Raw genomic sequence first — 15,422 nt, forward strand, 5'->3', positions numbered from 1 at the left:
CACCCCAGCCGTCCGGTGGCCAACCCCCACCGGTCCGTAAAGAAAAGGAAGAACCGGCATGTCCCAGACCCTTGCTGCCGTTGATGGTTCGCTCAGCTCCGTCGGGTACGGCCTGGCCGCCATTGGCCCCGGCGTCGGCGTCGGCATCATCTTCGGTAACGGCACCCAGGCCCTCGCCCGTCAGCCCGAGGCGGCCGGCCTGATCCGCGCCAACCAGATCCTCGGCTTCGCCTTCTGTGAGGCGCTCGCCCTCATCGGTCTCGTCATGCCGTTCGTCTACTAAGACGAGCACTGACGACCGACCCTTTCGACGAAAGGCACTGATGTGAACTCCGCCCTGGTTTTCCTGGCGGCTGAGGGCGAGAAGGAGAATCCCCTCATTCCGCCGTGGCCGGAAGTTGTCATCGGCCTCATCGCTTTCGTCATCGTCTTCGGCTTCCTCGCCAAGAAGCTCCTCCCGAACATCAACAAGGTTCTGGAAGAGCGTCGCGAGGCCATCGAGGGCGGTATCGAGAAGGCCGAGGCCGCGCAGACCGAGGCCCAGAGCGTCCTTGAGCAGTACAAGGCCCAGCTCGCCGAGGCCCGGCACGAGGCCGCGCGACTGCGTCAGGAGGCGCAGGAGCAGGGCGCCACGCTCATCGCCGAGATGCGCGCGGAAGGCCAGCGGCAGCGTGAGGAGATCATCGCCGCCGGTCACGCCCAGATCCAGGCCGACCGCAAGGCCGCCGCGTCCGCGCTGCGCCAGGACGTCGGCAAGCTGGCCACCGAGCTGGCCGGCAAGCTGGTCGGCGAGTCCCTCGAGGACCACGCCCGCCAGAGCCGTGTGATCGACCGCTTCCTGGACGAGCTGGACGACAAGGCGACGACGGCAGAGGCAACCCGATGAGTGGGATGCACGGAGCGAGCCGCGAGGCCCTGGCCGCCGCGCGTGAGCGTCTCGACGCGCTGACGGACTCCACGTCCGTCGACGCCGGCTCGCTCGCCGACGAGCTGGCCGCCGTCACCGCGCTGCTCCACCGTGAGGTGTCGCTGCGTCGGGTCCTCACCGACCCGGCGCAGTCGGGCGAGGCCAAGGCCGAGCTCGCCCAGCGCCTCTTCGGCACCCAGGTCAGCGGCCAGGCCGTCGACCTGGTGGCCGGCATGGTGCGCTCCCGCTGGTCGCAGTCCCGCGACCTGGTGGACGCGCTGGAGGAGCTGGCGAACACCGCCGACCTCACCGCCGCCCAGAAGCGGAGCCGGCTCGACAACGTGGAGGACGAGCTGTTCCGGTTCGGCCGGATCGTCTCCTCCAACACCGAGCTGCGCGCCGCGCTCACCAACCGGTCGGCCACCACCGCGGCCAAGGGCGAGCTGCTGCGCGACCTGCTCGGCGGCCGGGCGGAGCAGACCACCGAGCGTCTGGTGACGCGCCTTGTCACCGCGCCGCGGGGACGTAGCCTGGAGTCGGGACTCGAGTCCCTGTCCAAGCTCGCCGCCGACCGGCGGGACCGGATGGTCGCCGTGGTCACCTCGGCGGTGCCGCTGAGCGACACGCAGAAGCAGCGCCTCGGCGCGGCCCTCGCGAAGGTCTACGGCCGTCCGATGCACCTCAACCTCGACGTGGACCCCGAGGTTCTCGGCGGAATCCGGGTGCAGGTCGGTGACGAGGTCATCAACGGCTCCATCGCGGACCGTCTGGAGGACGCCGGCCGCCGGCTGGCGAGCTGACGCCCCCGCGACGGCGGTCGCGACAACAGCACAGCACGCAGCAGCACAGCAGTAACAGAGCAGTAGCAGTACGTACTTACGACGGCCCTGGTTGGGCCGTGCAGAGGATTCACCTCTCATTGGGGGGAGTCCCGACTCGTGGAATACCCCCCAAGTGAAACTTCGGGCCCAACAAGGAGAGCAGGGAACTCAGATGGCGGAGCTCACGATCCGGCCGGAGGAGATCCGGGACGCACTGGAGAACTTCGTCCAGTCGTACAAGCCGGACGCGGCCTCGCGCGAGGAGGTCGGTACGGTCACCCTTGCCGGCGACGGCATCGCGAAGGTCGAGGGCCTGCCCTCGGCCATGGCCAACGAACTGCTGAAGTTCGAGGACGGCACCCTCGGCCTCGCCCTCAACCTCGAGGAGCGCGAGATCGGTGCCATCGTCCTCGGTGAGTTCAGCGGCATCGAGGAGGGGCAGCCGGTCTCGCGTACCGGTGAGGTCCTCTCCGTGGCCGTCGGCGAGGGCTACCTCGGCCGCGTCGTCGACCCCCTCGGCAACCCGATCGACGGCCTCGGCGAGATCGAGACCACCGGTCGCCGCGCCCTCGAACTGCAGGCCCCCACGGTCATGCAGCGCAAGTCGGTGCACGAGCCGATGGAGACGGGCTACAAGGCCGTCGACGCCATGACCCCGATCGGCCGCGGCCAGCGCCAGCTGATCATCGGCGACCGCCAGACCGGCAAGACCGCCCTGGCCGTCGACACGATCATCAACCAGCGCGACAACTGGCGCACCGGCGACCCGAACAAGCAGGTCCGCTGCATCTACGTCGCCATCGGCCAGAAGGGCTCCACCATCGCGTCCGTGCGCGGCGCGCTGGAGGAGAACGGCGCGCTGGAGTACACGACCATCGTGGCCGCCCCGGCGTCCGACCCGGCCGGCTTCAAGTACCTGGCGCCGTACACCGGCTCGGCCATCGGCCAGCAGTGGATGTACGAGGGCAAGCATGTCCTGATCATCTTCGACGACCTGTCGAAGCAGGCCGACGCCTACCGCGCCGTGTCGCTGCTGCTGCGCCGCCCGCCGGGCCGCGAGGCCTACCCGGGTGACGTCTTCTACCTGCACTCCCGTCTGCTGGAGCGCTGCGCGAAGCTCTCCGACGCCGAGGGCGCCGGCTCGATGACCGGTCTGCCGATCGTCGAGACCAAGGCCAACGACGTGTCGGCGTTCATCCCGACCAACGTCATCTCCATCACCGACGGCCAGTGCTTCCTGGAGTCCGACCTGTTCAACGCCGGGCAGCGTCCGGCCCTGAACGTCGGTATCTCGGTCTCCCGCGTCGGTGGCTCCGCCCAGCACAAGGCCATGAAGCAGGTCTCCGGCCGACTGCGCGTGGACCTCGCCCAGTTCCGCGAGCTGGAGGCGTTCGCCGCCTTCGGTTCCGACCTGGACGCCGCGTCGAAGTCGCAGCTGGAGCGCGGTCAGCGCATGGTCGAGCTGCTGAAGCAGGACCAGTACCAGCCGATGGCCACCGAGGACCAGGTCGTCTCCGTCTGGGCCGGCACCACCGGCAAGATGGACGAGGTGCCGGTCGGCGACATCCGCCGCTTCGAGAAGGAGCTCCTTGAGTACCTGCACCGCCAGGAGCAGGGCCTCATGACCTCCATCCGCGAGGGCGGCAAGATGTCGGACGACACCCTGCAGGCCGTCGCCGAGGCGATCACGTCGTTCAAGAAGCAGTTCGAGACCTCGGACGGCAAGCTGCTCGGCGAGGACGCCCCGTCCGCCGCCAAGTGACGTAAGGAAGGGACCTGACTCATGGGAGCCCAGCTCCGGGTCTACAAGCGTCGCATCCGATCCGTCACCGCGACCAAGAAGATCACCAAGGCGATGGAGATGATCGCCGCCTCGCGCGTCGTCAAGGCGCAGCGCAAGGTGGCGGCCTCCACGCCGTACGCGCGGGAGCTCACCCGCGCGGTCACGGCGGTCGGTACCGGGTCGAACACGAAGCACCCGCTCACCACGGAGGCGGACAGCCCGAGCCGTGCCGCGGTCCTGCTCCTCACGAGCGACCGCGGTCTGGCCGGCGCCTTCAACTCCAACGCCATCAAGGCGGCGGAGCAGCTGACCGAGCGCCTCGAGCGTGACGGCCGCCAGGTCGACACGTACATCGTCGGCCGACGCGGTCTGGCCCACTACAACTTCCGCGAGCGCAAGGTCGTGGAGTCGTTCGCGGGCTTCACCGACGAGCCGGCGTACGCGGACGCCAAGAAGGTCGCGGCGCCGCTGATCGAGGCCATCGAGAAGGACACGGCCGAGGGCGGCGTGGACGAGCTCCACATCGTCTACACCGAGTTCGTCTCGATGATGACGCAGACGGCGGTCGACTCGCGGCTGCTGCCGCTGAGCCTCGAAGAGGTCGCGCAGGAGTCGACGACGAAGGACGAGATCCTTCCGCTGTACGACTTCGAGCCGTCGGCGGAGGACGTCCTCGACGCCCTGCTGCCGCGCTACGTCGAAAGCCGCATCTACAACGCGCTGCTGCAGTCGGCTGCCTCCAAGCACGCCGCCACCCGGCGCGCGATGAAGTCGGCCACCGACAACGCGGGCGAGCTGATCAACACGCTCTCCCGTCTTGCCAACGCGGCCCGCCAGGCCGAAATCACCCAGGAAATCAGCGAGATCGTCGGTGGCGCCAGTGCCCTGGCCGACGCGAACGCGGGGAGTGACAACTAATGACCACCACTGTTGAGACCGCGACGGCCACGGGCCGCGTCGCCCGGGTCATCGGCCCGGTCGTCGACGTGGAGTTCCCCGTCGACGCGATGCCGGACATCTACAACGCGCTGCACGTAGAGGTCGCCGACCCGGCCAAGGAGGGTGAGCTCAAGACGCTGACCCTCGAGGTCGCCCAGCACCTCGGTGACGGCCTGGTCCGCACCATCTCCATGCAGCCCACCGACGGCCTGGTCCGCCAGGCTTCGGTGACCGACACGGGCGCGGCCATCTCCGTCCCCGTCGGCGACTTCACCAAGGGCAAGGTGTTCAACACCCTCGGCGAGGTCCTGAACGTCGACGAGCAGTACACCGGTGAGCGCTGGCCGATCCACCGCAAGGCCCCGAACTTCGACGAGCTCGAGTCGAAGACCGAGATGTTCGAGACCGGCGTCAAGGTCATCGACCTGCTGACCCCGTACGTCAAGGGCGGCAAGATCGGTCTGTTCGGCGGCGCCGGCGTCGGCAAGACGGTGCTCATCCAGGAGATGATCTACCGCGTCGCCAACAACCACGACGGTGTCTCCGTGTTCGCCGGTGTCGGCGAGCGCACCCGTGAGGGCAACGACCTCATCGACGAGATGAGCGAGTCCGGCGTCATCGACAAGACCGCGCTTGTCTTCGGTCAGATGGACGAGCCGCCGGGCACCCGTCTGCGCGTCGCGCTGGCCGGCCTGACCATGGCCGAGTACTTCCGTGACGTCCAGAAGCAGGACGTGCTGTTCTTCATCGACAACATCTTCCGCTTCACCCAGGCGGGCTCCGAGGTGTCGACCCTGCTCGGCCGCATGCCCTCCGCGGTGGGCTACCAGCCGAACCTGGCCGACGAGATGGGTCTCCTCCAGGAGCGCATCACCTCGACCCGTGGTCACTCGATCACCTCGATGCAGGCGATCTACGTCCCCGCGGACGACCTGACCGACCCGGCCCCGGCCACCACCTTCGCCCACCTCGACGCGACGACGGTGCTCTCCCGTCCGATCTCGGAGAAGGGCATCTACCCGGCCGTGGACCCGCTGGACTCGACGTCCCGCATCCTCGACCCGCGGTACATCGCGGCGGACCACTACCAGGCCGCGATGCGCGTGAAGAACATCCTGCAGAAGTACAAGGACCTGCAGGACATCATCGCGATCCTCGGTATCGACGAGCTGGGCGAAGAGGACAAGCTCGTCGTCCACCGTGCCCGTCGCGTGGAGCGCTTCCTGTCCCAGAACACCCACGTCGCCAAGCAGTTCACCGGCGTCGACGGGTCGGACGTCCCGCTGGACGAGTCGATCGCGGCCTTCAACGCGATCTGCGACGGCGAGTACGACCACTTCCCGGAGCAGGCGTTCTTCATGTGCGGTGGCATCGAGGACCTGAAGAACAACGCCAAGGAGCTGGGCGTCTCCTGAGCCCCGGCTCGCGGTGAGCCGCACGGTTCACCACCCGGAGGGGGCGGGCGCGTCCCGTCCCCTCCGGCACGCCCCTTAGACTTGTAACCAACACCCGGCTCTCCCGCCGGGTGGTGACCCGAGGAGCCACCTTGGCTGCTGAGCTGCACGTCGCGCTGGTCGCGGCCGACCGAGAGGTCTGGTCCGGCGAGGCCACCCTGGTCGTCGCGCGCACCACGTCCGGCGACATCGGCGTCATGCCCGGTCACCAGCCGCTGCTCGGTGTGCTGGAGTCGGGCCCGGTGACCATTCGTACGAGTGACGGCGGGACGGTCGTCGCCGCGGTGCACGGCGGTTTCATCTCGTTCGCCGACAACAAGCTGTCGCTGCTGGCCGAGGTCGCCGAGCTGTCGGACGAGATCGACGTCCACCGTGCCGAGCGGAAGCTCGAGCAGGCGAAGGCGGAGGGCGACGCCCACGCCGAGCGCCGCGCGGACGTCCGACTGCGCGCGGCGGCGGGACGCTGATCCACAGCACAGTGCGATAGCGTCGTGCCATGACGTCACTCAGCCGCGGCTGGGACCGGAGCCATCCGGACCCGGCCGCGGCTGAGGCAGATCCGGGTGTTTTTTCCGTTCCGTTACCTAGGAGACGAGGAGGTCGGTGTCGATGGCCCTCGCTCTGACTGTGTGCGGAATCGTCGTGGCCGTGGTGGTGATCGGCCTCTTCGTCTTCGGTCTGCGCCGCCGGCTGATCCAGCGCTCGGGCGGCACCTTCGACTGCTCCCTGCGCTGGGACGCCCCCAAGGAGGGCGACACCACCGACGGCAAGGGCTGGGCCTACGGGGTGGCCCGGTACAACGGCGACCGGGTCGAGTGGTACCGCGTCTTCTCGTACTCCCCCCGCCCGCGCCGCGTCCTCGAGCGCTCCGCGATCGAGGTGGCCGGCCGCCGGGTGCCGGACGGGGAGGAGGAGCTTGCGTTGCTCTCCGACGCCGTGGTCCTGGCCTGTCTGCACCGGGGCACACGGCTCGAACTGGCGATGAGCGAAGACGCGCTGACCGGATTCCTCGCGTGGCTGGAAGCAGCCCCGCCCGGTCAGCGCGTCAATGTCGCTTAACTCTTCTTACGGCTGTTTTTACTTCAGGCCGCTGTCGATGGCGCTCACCAGTTCGCCGTTCGTGGTGTCGCCGCTGAACTCCCAGAAGAAGGCGCCGCCGAGGCCCTGCTGCTCCGCCCAGTCCATCTTGGACTTGATGGTGGCCGGGGTGTCGTAGGACCACCAGTTGGAGCCGCAGTGGGCGTACGCGGTGCCGGCGACGGTGCCGGTGGCCGGGCAGCTGTTCTTGAGGACCTTGTAGTCCTCGATGCCCGCCTCGTAGGTGCCGGTCGCCGGGCCGGTGGCGGTGCCGCCGGGCGCGGACTGCGTGACGCCGGTCCAGCCGCGGCCGTAGAAGCCGATGCCGATCAGCAGCTTGTCGGCCGGGACGCCCTTGGACTTGAACTTCGCCATCGCGTCGGCGGTGTTGAAGCCCTGCTGCGGGATGCCGTCGTACGCGGTCAGCGGCGAGTGCGGAGCGGTCGGGCCGTTCTTCGCCCAGGCGCCGAAGAAGTCGTACGTCATCACGTTGTACCAGTCGATGTACTTCGATGCCTCGCCGTAGTCGGCGGCGTCGATCTTGCCGCCGTCCGAGCCGTCGGCGGTGACGGCCGCGGTGATCAGGTAGTCCTGGCCGAACTCGGCGCGCATGGCCTTCATCATGGTGCTGAAGGCGTTCGGGGCGCTGGTCTCGTCACAGCTGAGACCGCAGGCGTTCGGGTACTCCCAGTCCAGGTCGATGCCGTCGAAGACGTCGGCCCAGCGCGGGTCCTCGACCAGGTCGTGGCAGGACTTCGCGAACGCGGCCGGGTTCTTCACGGCGTCGGGGAAGCCGCCGGACCAGGTCCAGCCGCCGAAGGAGTAGAGGATCTTGATGTTCGGGTACTTGGCCTTCAGCTTGCGCAGCTGGTTGAAGTTGCCGCGCAGCGGCTGGTCCCAGGTGTCGGCGACGCCGTCGACGGACTGGTCGGCGGTGTACGCCTTGTCGTAGTCGGCGTAGGAGTCGCCGATGGTGCACTTGCCGCCCTGGACGTTGCCGAAGGCGTAGTTGATGTGCGTGATCTTGTCGGCGGAGCCGGAGGTGACCAGGTTCTTCACGTGGTAGTTGCGCCCGTAGACGCCCCAGTTGGTGAAGTAGCCCATCTTGACCTCGGCGCCGGTGCCGGGGTTGCCGCCGTCCCCGCCGCCGGTCGTGGTGACCTTCACGGCGCCGCTGGCCGGACCGGTCTGGTCGGCGGTGTCACGGGCCTTGACGCTGTACGAGTACGCGGTGCCCTTGGTGAGGCCGTTGTCCGTGTAGGTGGTGCCGGTGACGGTGGCGACCTTCGCGCCGTCCCGCAGGACGTCGTAGTTCTTGACGCCCTTGTCGTCGGTCGCCGCCGACCAGGACAGCTTCACCGAGGTGTCGGTGATGTTGGAGGCGGTGGGTGTGCCGGGCGCGGAGGGGGCCTCGTCGCCGGGGACGGAGGTGCCGTCGCAGCTGCCGCCGTTGAGCTTGCAGTTGGACGGGGAGCCGGGCCCGCTGCCGTTGAAGCCGAAGGAGACCGAGGCGCCGGGGGCGAGCGTCCCGTTCCAGCCGACGTTCTTGGCGGTCCAGTGGTCCGCGGAGTTGGTGACGGTGGCGTCCCAGGCGGAGGTGACCTTGGTGCCGGAGGGGAAGTCCCACTCGACGGTCCAGGAGCTGAGGGAGGTGGTGCCGGTGTTCTTCACCGTCCACTTGCCGCCGAAGCCCGTGCCCCAGTCCGAGGTCTTCTCGAAGGTGGCCGTCGCGCTCGCGGCGGCCTGGGCCGGGCTCGCGAGGCCGACCAGACCGGCGAGGGGAAGCGCCAGGGTCGCTGCGAGTGCCGCGGCTTTGTGTCTGAAGCGCATGTGCGCCTCCTTATATGGGGATGTTGTCGAGGGCATGACTGAGCCTCATGCCCGCAGTGCGGCGAGAATAGAAAGGTCTGGACCACAGGTCAATAGGTCTGGACCAATGTGGCGGCCAGTGGTTGAACCTGTGATTTTCAGGGAACGCTAGATCCCCAACTCCTGTGCCAGCACCGCCGCTTGCACCCGGCTGCGCAGCCCCAGCTTGCCCAGCAGTCGGCTGACGTGCGTCTTGACCGTGGCCTCCGCCATGTCGAGACGCTCCGCGACCGCCGCGTTGGACAGCCCCTCGCCGAGACACGAGAGCACCTCGCGCTCACGCCGGGTCAGCTCCCGCAGCACCGCCGGGTCCGCGGTCGGCTCGCGCACCGGCTTCGCGGCGAACTCGGCGATCAGCCGCCGGGTGACGGCCGGGGCCACGATCCCCTCGCCGCCCGCCACCGTGCGCACGGCCGCGAGCAGGTCCTTGGCGTCGGTGTTCTTCAGCAGGAACCCGGCGGCCCCCGCCCGCAGCGCCCCGAAGACGTACTCGTCCAGGTCGAAGGTGGTCAGCACCAGGACGTCGGCGAGCTGCTCCCCGACCACGATCCGGGTCGCCGACACCCCGTCCAGGCGCGGCATCTGCACGTCCATCAGCACCAGGTCGGGACGCAGCTCCCGGGCCAGCGCCACCGCCTGCTCGCCGTCGGCTGCCTCGCCCACCACCTCGATGTCCGGTGCGCTGCCCAGGATCAGCACCAGCCCCGCGCGGACGGCGGACTGGTCCTCGGCGACGAGGACGCGGATCATGCGAGGTCTCCTTCGGTCAGGGGCAGCGTGGCGCGCACGGCCCAGATCTTGCCGCCCGCCGGGCCGGGGTCCGCCACCGCCCCGGCCTCGAACGTGCCGTGCAGCAGCGCGACCCGCTCCCGCATCCCGACGAGACCGGCGCCGGAACCGGGGACGCGCGGGGTGTCCCGCTCGCCGTACGGGCTGGTCACCTCGACCCGCAGGGCGCCCTCGTGCCGGTCGAGCCGCACCCGGACGGTGCCCTGCGAGGCATGCTTGAGCGCGTTGGTGAGCGACTCCTGCACGATCCGGTACGCGGCCAGCTCGACCGGCGCGGGCAGGGCCTCGCCGGGGGCCGCGTCCAGGGCGACGTCGAGGCCGTTGGCGCGGGCGCCCTCGACCAGCGCGCCGAGCCCGTCGAGGGTGGGCGCGGCGGCCGGCTCGGTGTCCCCGCCCTGGTCCCGCAGGATGCCGATGAGCCGTCGCATCTCGGCCAGTCCCGCCACGCTGTTCTCCCGGATCACGCCGAGCGCCTGCCGGGTGGTCGCCGCGTCGTCCAGGGAGAGCGCGGCCGTGGAGTGGATGGCGATCGCGGAGAGGTGGTTGGCGACCATGTCGTGCAGCTCGCGGGCCATCCGGGAGCGCTCCGCCGTCACCGCCTGGACCCGGTCCATCTCGGCGAGCAGCGCGGTCTGCTCGGCCCGCAGCAGGGCGGCGTCGGCGGCCTCGCGGTGGTTGCGGACGATGAGCCCGGTGGAGGCGGGCGCGAAGGACACGATGCCGACGGCGACGCCGATGAGCAGTGTCTCGGGCACCCGCCACACGGCGAACGGCACCAGCGTCGAGGCGACGGTGAGCAGCCCGGTGATCCACGGGATGCGGCGGGCCGAAGCGGGCGGACCGTACAGCACGGCGGCGTACATCAGGTCGGTGTACATGATCACCGTGACCAGGCTGCCCTGGGTGAGCGTGTCCGCGGTCAGCGCGAAGGTGCCGATCAGCAGACCGGTGCGCGGCGCGGCCCGGCGCAGCAGCTCGCAGCCCGCCATGACGACGAGCGGGACCAGCAGCGGCCAGCGGCCGTCGAACAGCACGATCGGCTCGTCGGCCGGCCGTACGCCGAGGCCGATGCCCCACAGCAGCAGCCCGCCCAGCAGACCGGCCGACGCGGCGTACACGTCGAAGCGGCGCGGGCGGGGGAGTCGTGCGGCCATGCCACCATCCAACACGGCCCGCGCCCCGCCCGCCTGATCCCCGGGAAGGGTCCCGCACTGCATCTTTCGATGTACCGGAGGTTCGTCACCGCCGACGACGAAGTGGGTGGATTCCGACGGGAGCCTGGAAGGGTGAACGAAGGGAGTACGTCGTGGTCGTCGCGTTGATCATCGCCTGCGAGGTCGGCTTCTGGGTGCTGCTGGCCCTCGGCCTGGGCGCCCGCTACCTGCTGAAGTGGCGGCGCACCAGCGTGGTCCTGCTGCTGTGCGAGCCGGTGCTGGAACTGGTGCTGTTCGCCGTGACGGCGTGGGACCTGAGGAACGGCGCCGAGCCCGGCTGGGAGCACGGTCTGGCCGCGCTGTACATCGGCTACACCGTCGCCTACGGCCACTACACGATCCGCTGGCTCGACGGCCACGCCGCCCACCGCCTGGCCGGCGGCCCGCCACCGGTCAAGCCCCCTCGCTACGGCATGCCCCGGGCGCGGCACGAGGGCGGGCTGTGGCTGCGCACGCTGCTGGGCGCCGCCGTCGCCTGCGCGCTGCTCCAGGGCGCCGTCTGGTACGTCGGCGACGAGGGCGACGTCTCGTCGCTGCGTTCCTTCCAGTGGACGGCCCTGCGCGTCGTCGGCATCCACGGCCTGATCGCCCTGACGTACCTGATCTGGCCGAAGAGGGGCCCGGCGGGCAGCGCCCCAAGGGGGCGCGGGGAACTGCGCGACCAGCCACGATGACGCGGCAGACGGAGGACGGCCGTAGCGGCGCCACCAGCGGAGTGCCTAGCGTTCCCCGCCCGGCACCCACAGCACGTCGCCGACCTCCTTGTTGGCCACCCGGGCCAGGATGAACAGGAGGTCGGACAGCCGGTTCAGGTAGGTCGCGGTGAGCGGGTTCATCGTCTCGCCGTGGGCCTCCAGCGCCGCCCAGGTGGAGCGCTCGGCCCGCCGGACCACCGTGCACGCCTGGTGCAGCAGGGCCGCGCCGGCGGTGCCGCCGGGGAGGATGAAGGAGCGGAGCTTCTCCACCTCGGCCAGGTAGCGGTCGCAGTCCGCCTCCAGCTTGTCGACGTAGAACTGCTCGACCCTGAGCGGCGGGTACTCCGGGTTCTCCACCACCGGCGTCGACAGGTCCGCGCCCACGTCGAACAGGTCGTTCTGGACGCGGACGAGGACCTTGACGACCTCCTCGGACAGGCCGCCCAGGGCGATGGCGGTGCCGATCACCGCATTCGCCTCGTTGGCGTCGGCGTACGCGGAGATCCTGAGGTCGGTCTTGGGGACCCGGCTCATGTCGCCGAGGGCGGTGGTGCCCTTGTCGCCGGTCCGGGTGTAGATGCGCGTCAGGTTGACCATGGGGCCAGCGTAGTTACGCTCCGGCGGTCCGGAACACGCGTGTGCCCACCGTCACGGCCAGTGCGGTGAAGCCCAGGGCGACGAGGACGCCGTACAGCATGTGCGCCGTCGCGTAGGAGCCGACGTAGGCGTCCCGCACCGCGTCCACCAGATAGCGGAACGGCATCAGGTGCGAGAGCACGTCCAGCCAAGCCGGGCCCAGGGTCATCGGGAGCATCAGGCCGGACAGCAGCATCGACGGCATGGTCAGCGCGTTGATGGTGGGCCCGAACTCCTGCGGGGTATGGACCTTCATCGCCAGCGCGTACGACAGCGAGGCCAGCGAGACCGTGAGCAGCGCGACGAAGGCGAAGCCGATCAGCACGCCGGGCAGCGGCGCGCGCAGGCCCATCACCAGGGCCGCGAGCACCAGCAGCACTGCCTGGAAGGCGAAGACGGTGGCGTCCCGCAGGACCCGCCCGAGCAGCAGCGCCAGGCGGCTGACGGGCGTGACGCGCATCCGCTCGACCACTCCCTGGCTGTTCTCGATGATGATCGAAAACCCGGCGAAGGAGGCGCCGAACAGGCCCAGTTGCAGCAGCAGGCCGGGGACCAGCACCTGCCAGGAGCTGCCCTGGCCGCCGAGCGGCAGGTCGGTCAGCAGCGGACCGAAGAAGAGCAGGTACAGCAGCGGCATCAGCACGCCGAACAGCAGCGCGAAGCGGGAGCGCAGGGACTGGCGCAGATAGCGGCCGTAGATCAGGCCGGTGTCGTGGAGCAGCATCGGGAATCCTCGAAGGGTCAGACGGCGACGGGGGCGGCGTCGGCCGGAGCCGCGCTGCGGCCGGTGACGGCCAGGAAGGTGTCCTGGAGGGAGGCGTCGGGCGAGCCGCCGTACTCCCGCTTCAGGGCGGCGGGAGTCCCCTCGGCGACCACCGTGCCGCCGTCCACGACGACCAGGCGGTCGGAGAGGGCGTCGGCCTCGTCCAGGTAGTGGGTGGTGAGGAAGACCGTGGTGCCGTACTCGGCGCGCAGCCGGCGGACCAGGTCCCACAGGTCGGCGCGGCTGCCCGGGTCCAGACCGGTCGTCGGCTCGTCCAGGAAGAGCACCTTCGGGCGGTGCGTGAGCGCCATCGCGATGTCCAGCCGGCGCCGCTGCCCGCCGGAGAGCGCGCCGCACTTGCGGTCGAGCAGCCCGGTCAGGTCCAGGTCGCGGGCCAGCTCGTCGGCGCGCTCGGCGGCCCGCGCCTTCGTCAGCCGGTACAGGCGGCCCTGGGTGACCAGCTCCTCCCGGACCGTGACCTGCGGGTCCACCCCGCCCGACTGCGCCACGTACCCGCACGCCGCGCGCACCCCGGCCGGGTCGGTCGCCAGGTCGTGCCCGGCGACGGTGGCCGCGCCGCCGGTGGGGGCGAGCAGGGTCGTGAGCATCCGCAGGGTGGTGGTCTTGCCCGCGCCGTTGGGGCCCAGGAAGCCCAGGATCTCGCCCTCGCGGACGGTGAGGTCGATGCCGCGCACCGCCTCGACCGGGCCGCGCTTCGTGGCGAAGGTGCGGGCCAGCTGGGCCGTACTGATGATTGCCATGCGCTCCAGAAAAACAGAGTCATTGTAATTTTGCAACGGCCCCAAGTTTTCATCAGCCCCAACGAAGCTAGGATGAGGGCATGGCCGAGGGACTCAGGGAACGGAAGAAGCGGCAGACCCGGCAGTACATCTCGGATGTCGCCACGGGGCTGTTCCTGGAGCGCGGTTTCGAGGGCGTGACGGTGGCGGAGGTCGCGGACGCCGCGAACGTCTCCGTCAACACCGTCTACAACTACTTTCCGGCCAAGGAGGACCTGTTCCTCGACCGCTCCAAGGGGGTCGTCGACCGGCTGTCGCGCTGGGTGCGCGGACGGGGCGACGGGGAGTCGGCCGCTCGGGCCGTGCTGCGGGAACTGCGCGAGGAGGTCGAGTCGGTTTCGCCCCGGATCGGCCTCATGGACGGATACGCGCGCTTCATGGGAGTCATCCACTCCTCACCCGCGCTGCGCTCCCGGCTCTGGGCGATCGGCCAGGAGGTGCAGGACAACCTCGAGCGCACCCTGCGCGAGGAGACCGGCGCCCCGGACGACGACCCCGTCCCCTCGCTGATGGCCGGTCAGATCAGCTGGCTGCACGGCACGGTGATGGCCGCCATCGGCCGCCGCCTGATGGCCGGCGGGAAACCCGCCGAGGTGTCCCGCGAGATCCTCGTGCTGCTGGACGAGATGGAGGAGCTGCTGAGCGAGAAGGTGCTCAACTACGCCGTACGAGGCGCGCAGTGACACCCGGACGGCACCCCTCGGTGTGACGTCCGTCATTTGAGACGTGACGCGCGTTACTAACCGGTCACACAGCGCCTCACGCCCGCTAATCTCCGGCCGAGAGACGAGAATCAGCGCGTATCAGGGGAGTCGCACAGTGGCACGGAAGCTCGCCGTCATCGGAGCCGGTCTCATGGGGTCCGGCATCGCCCAGGTCTCCGCGCAGGCGGGCTGGGACGTCGTCCTGCGCGACGTCACCGACGAGGCGCTGCGGCGCGGCACGGACGGCATCAGGGCCTCCTACGACAAGTTCGTCGCCAAGGGCCGGCTCACCGCCGACGACGCCGAGGCCGCCCTCGGGCGCATCACCGCGACCACCGACCTGGACGCCGTTGCCGATGCCGACGTCGTCGTCGAGGCCGTCTTCGAGAAGCTGGAAGTCAAGCACGAGATCTTCCGTACCCTGGACAAGCTGGTGAAGGACGGGGCGATCCTCGCGTCCAACACCTCCGCCATCCCGATCACCAAGATCGCGGCCGTGACGGAGCGCCCCGAGCGGGTCGTCGGCACCCACTTCTTCTCGCCGGTCCCGATGATGCAGCTGTGCGAGCTGGTGCGGGGCTACAAGACCAGCGACGAAACGCTCGCCACCGCACGCGAGTTCGCCGAGTCCACCGGCAAGACCTGCATCGTCGTCAACCGCGACGTCGCCGGGTTCGTGACCACCCGCCTCATCTCCGCCCTCGTCGTCGAGGCCGCGAAGCTGTACGAGTCGGGCGTCGCCACCGCCGAGGACATCGACCTCGCCTGCAAACTGGGCTTCGGCCACGCCATGGGACCGCTGGCCACCGCCGACCTGACGGGCGTCGACATCCTGCTGCACGCCACGGGCAACATCTACACGGAGTCCCAGGACGAGAAGTTCGCCCCGCCGGAGCTGATGCGCCGGATGGTGGACGCCGGTGACATCGGCCGCAAGAGCGGGCAGGGCTTCTACAAGCACTGAGGTCGCA

17 protein-coding genes are annotated in these 15,422 nt (G+C 69.8%); 11 read left to right on the top strand and 6 right to left on the bottom strand.

Annotation, left to right across the window (positions count from 1 at the left end):
- The first annotated feature begins 58 nt into the window (after positions 1 to 58).
- From atpE to IE258_RS04455, 8 genes are all read left to right on the top strand, one after another.
- A complete protein-coding gene (gene atpE / locus IE258_RS04420; RefSeq protein ID WP_007387656.1) occupies positions 59 to 283 on the top strand; it encodes an ATP synthase F0 subunit C in 225 nt (74 codons plus the stop codon).
- A 42-nt stretch (positions 284 to 325) separates the two neighbouring features.
- Entirely contained in the window at positions 326 to 886 is a 561-nt protein-coding gene (locus IE258_RS04425) for a F0F1 ATP synthase subunit B (RefSeq protein WP_174256484.1), read from the top strand.
- 5 nt (positions 887 to 891) lie between these two features.
- On the top strand, positions 892 to 1,707 hold the full coding sequence (locus tag IE258_RS04430; RefSeq protein WP_189739314.1) for a F0F1 ATP synthase subunit delta: 816 nt from the start codon (positions 892 to 894) through the stop codon (positions 1,705 to 1,707).
- A gap of 193 nt (positions 1,708 to 1,900) precedes the next feature.
- On the top strand, positions 1,901 to 3,490 hold the full coding sequence (gene atpA, locus IE258_RS04435) for a F0F1 ATP synthase subunit alpha (protein WP_159328445.1): 1,590 nt from the start codon (positions 1,901 to 1,903) through the stop codon (positions 3,488 to 3,490).
- A 21-nt stretch (positions 3,491 to 3,511) separates the two neighbouring features.
- Entirely contained in the window at positions 3,512 to 4,429 is a 918-nt protein-coding gene (locus IE258_RS04440) for a F0F1 ATP synthase subunit gamma (RefSeq protein ID WP_189739078.1), read from the top strand.
- On the top strand, positions 4,429 to 5,865 hold the full coding sequence (atpD, locus tag IE258_RS04445; protein WP_159328443.1) for a F0F1 ATP synthase subunit beta: 1,437 nt from the start codon (positions 4,429 to 4,431) through the stop codon (positions 5,863 to 5,865). Before IE258_RS04440 ends, atpD begins: the two co-directional genes overlap by 1 nt.
- 131 nt (positions 5,866 to 5,996) lie before the next feature.
- Positions 5,997 to 6,371, top strand: a complete 375-nt coding sequence (locus IE258_RS04450; protein WP_159328442.1) for a F0F1 ATP synthase subunit epsilon — start codon at positions 5,997 to 5,999, stop codon at positions 6,369 to 6,371.
- Positions 6,372 to 6,513: 142 nt separating this feature from the next.
- Complete coding sequence (locus tag IE258_RS04455) at positions 6,514 to 6,963, top strand: DUF2550 domain-containing protein (protein ID WP_087807213.1); 450 nt, start codon at positions 6,514 to 6,516, stop codon at positions 6,961 to 6,963.
- Positions 6,964 to 6,981: 18 nt separating this feature from the next.
- Here IE258_RS04455 and IE258_RS04460 read toward each other — a convergent pair whose 3' ends face one another.
- The 3 genes from IE258_RS04460 to IE258_RS04470 form a co-directional block, all read right to left on the bottom strand.
- Complete coding sequence (locus IE258_RS04460) at positions 6,982 to 8,811, bottom strand: glycoside hydrolase family 18 chitinase (RefSeq protein ID WP_161377855.1); 1,830 nt, start codon at positions 8,809 to 8,811, stop codon at positions 6,982 to 6,984.
- Between the two features lie 147 nt (positions 8,812 to 8,958).
- Complete coding sequence (locus IE258_RS04465; RefSeq protein ID WP_109033452.1) at positions 8,959 to 9,600, bottom strand: response regulator; 642 nt, start codon at positions 9,598 to 9,600, stop codon at positions 8,959 to 8,961.
- Positions 9,597 to 10,793 (bottom strand): sensor histidine kinase, encoded by a 1,197-nt coding sequence (locus tag IE258_RS04470; protein ID WP_189739082.1) that lies wholly within the window; start codon positions 10,791 to 10,793, stop codon positions 9,597 to 9,599. The genes IE258_RS04465 and IE258_RS04470 overlap by 4 nt, the downstream gene beginning before the upstream one ends.
- Before the next feature lie 152 nt (positions 10,794 to 10,945).
- Between IE258_RS04470 and IE258_RS04475 the strand changes: the two genes are divergently transcribed.
- Entirely contained in the window at positions 10,946 to 11,527 is a 582-nt protein-coding gene (locus tag IE258_RS04475; protein WP_189739085.1) for a hypothetical protein, read from the top strand.
- Between the two features lie 45 nt (positions 11,528 to 11,572).
- Here the strand turns inward: IE258_RS04475 and IE258_RS04480 are convergent, their stop codons facing one another.
- The 3 genes from IE258_RS04480 to IE258_RS04490 are packed head-to-tail and all read right to left on the bottom strand — an operon-like array spanning position 11,573 to position 13,708.
- Positions 11,573 to 12,145, bottom strand: coding sequence for a cob(I)yrinic acid a,c-diamide adenosyltransferase (locus IE258_RS04480; RefSeq protein ID WP_109033455.1), 573 nt, complete (start codon positions 12,143 to 12,145; stop codon positions 11,573 to 11,575).
- Between the two features lie 13 nt (positions 12,146 to 12,158).
- Positions 12,159 to 12,908 (bottom strand): ABC transporter permease, encoded by a 750-nt coding sequence (locus IE258_RS04485; RefSeq protein ID WP_159328433.1) that lies wholly within the window; start codon positions 12,906 to 12,908, stop codon positions 12,159 to 12,161.
- Between the two features lie 17 nt (positions 12,909 to 12,925).
- On the bottom strand, positions 12,926 to 13,708 hold the full coding sequence (locus tag IE258_RS04490; RefSeq protein ID WP_189739088.1) for an ABC transporter ATP-binding protein: 783 nt from the start codon (positions 13,706 to 13,708) through the stop codon (positions 12,926 to 12,928).
- Between the two features lie 80 nt (positions 13,709 to 13,788).
- Here IE258_RS04490 and IE258_RS04495 point away from each other — a divergent pair, with 80 nt between their 5' ends.
- Positions 13,789 to 14,430: a TetR/AcrR family transcriptional regulator gene (locus IE258_RS04495; RefSeq protein WP_189739091.1), complete on the top strand. Its 642-nt coding sequence runs from the start codon at positions 13,789 to 13,791 to the stop codon at positions 14,428 to 14,430.
- A 136-nt stretch (positions 14,431 to 14,566) separates the two neighbouring features.
- Positions 14,567 to 15,415, top strand: coding sequence for a 3-hydroxyacyl-CoA dehydrogenase family protein (locus tag IE258_RS04500; protein WP_189739094.1), 849 nt, complete (start codon positions 14,567 to 14,569; stop codon positions 15,413 to 15,415).
- Positions 15,416 to 15,422 lie beyond the last annotated feature (7 nt).

The sequence above is a fragment of the Streptomyces tendae genome (assembly GCF_014650435.1).
GTDB lineage: Bacteria > Actinomycetota > Actinomycetes > Streptomycetales > Streptomycetaceae > Streptomyces > Streptomyces tendae.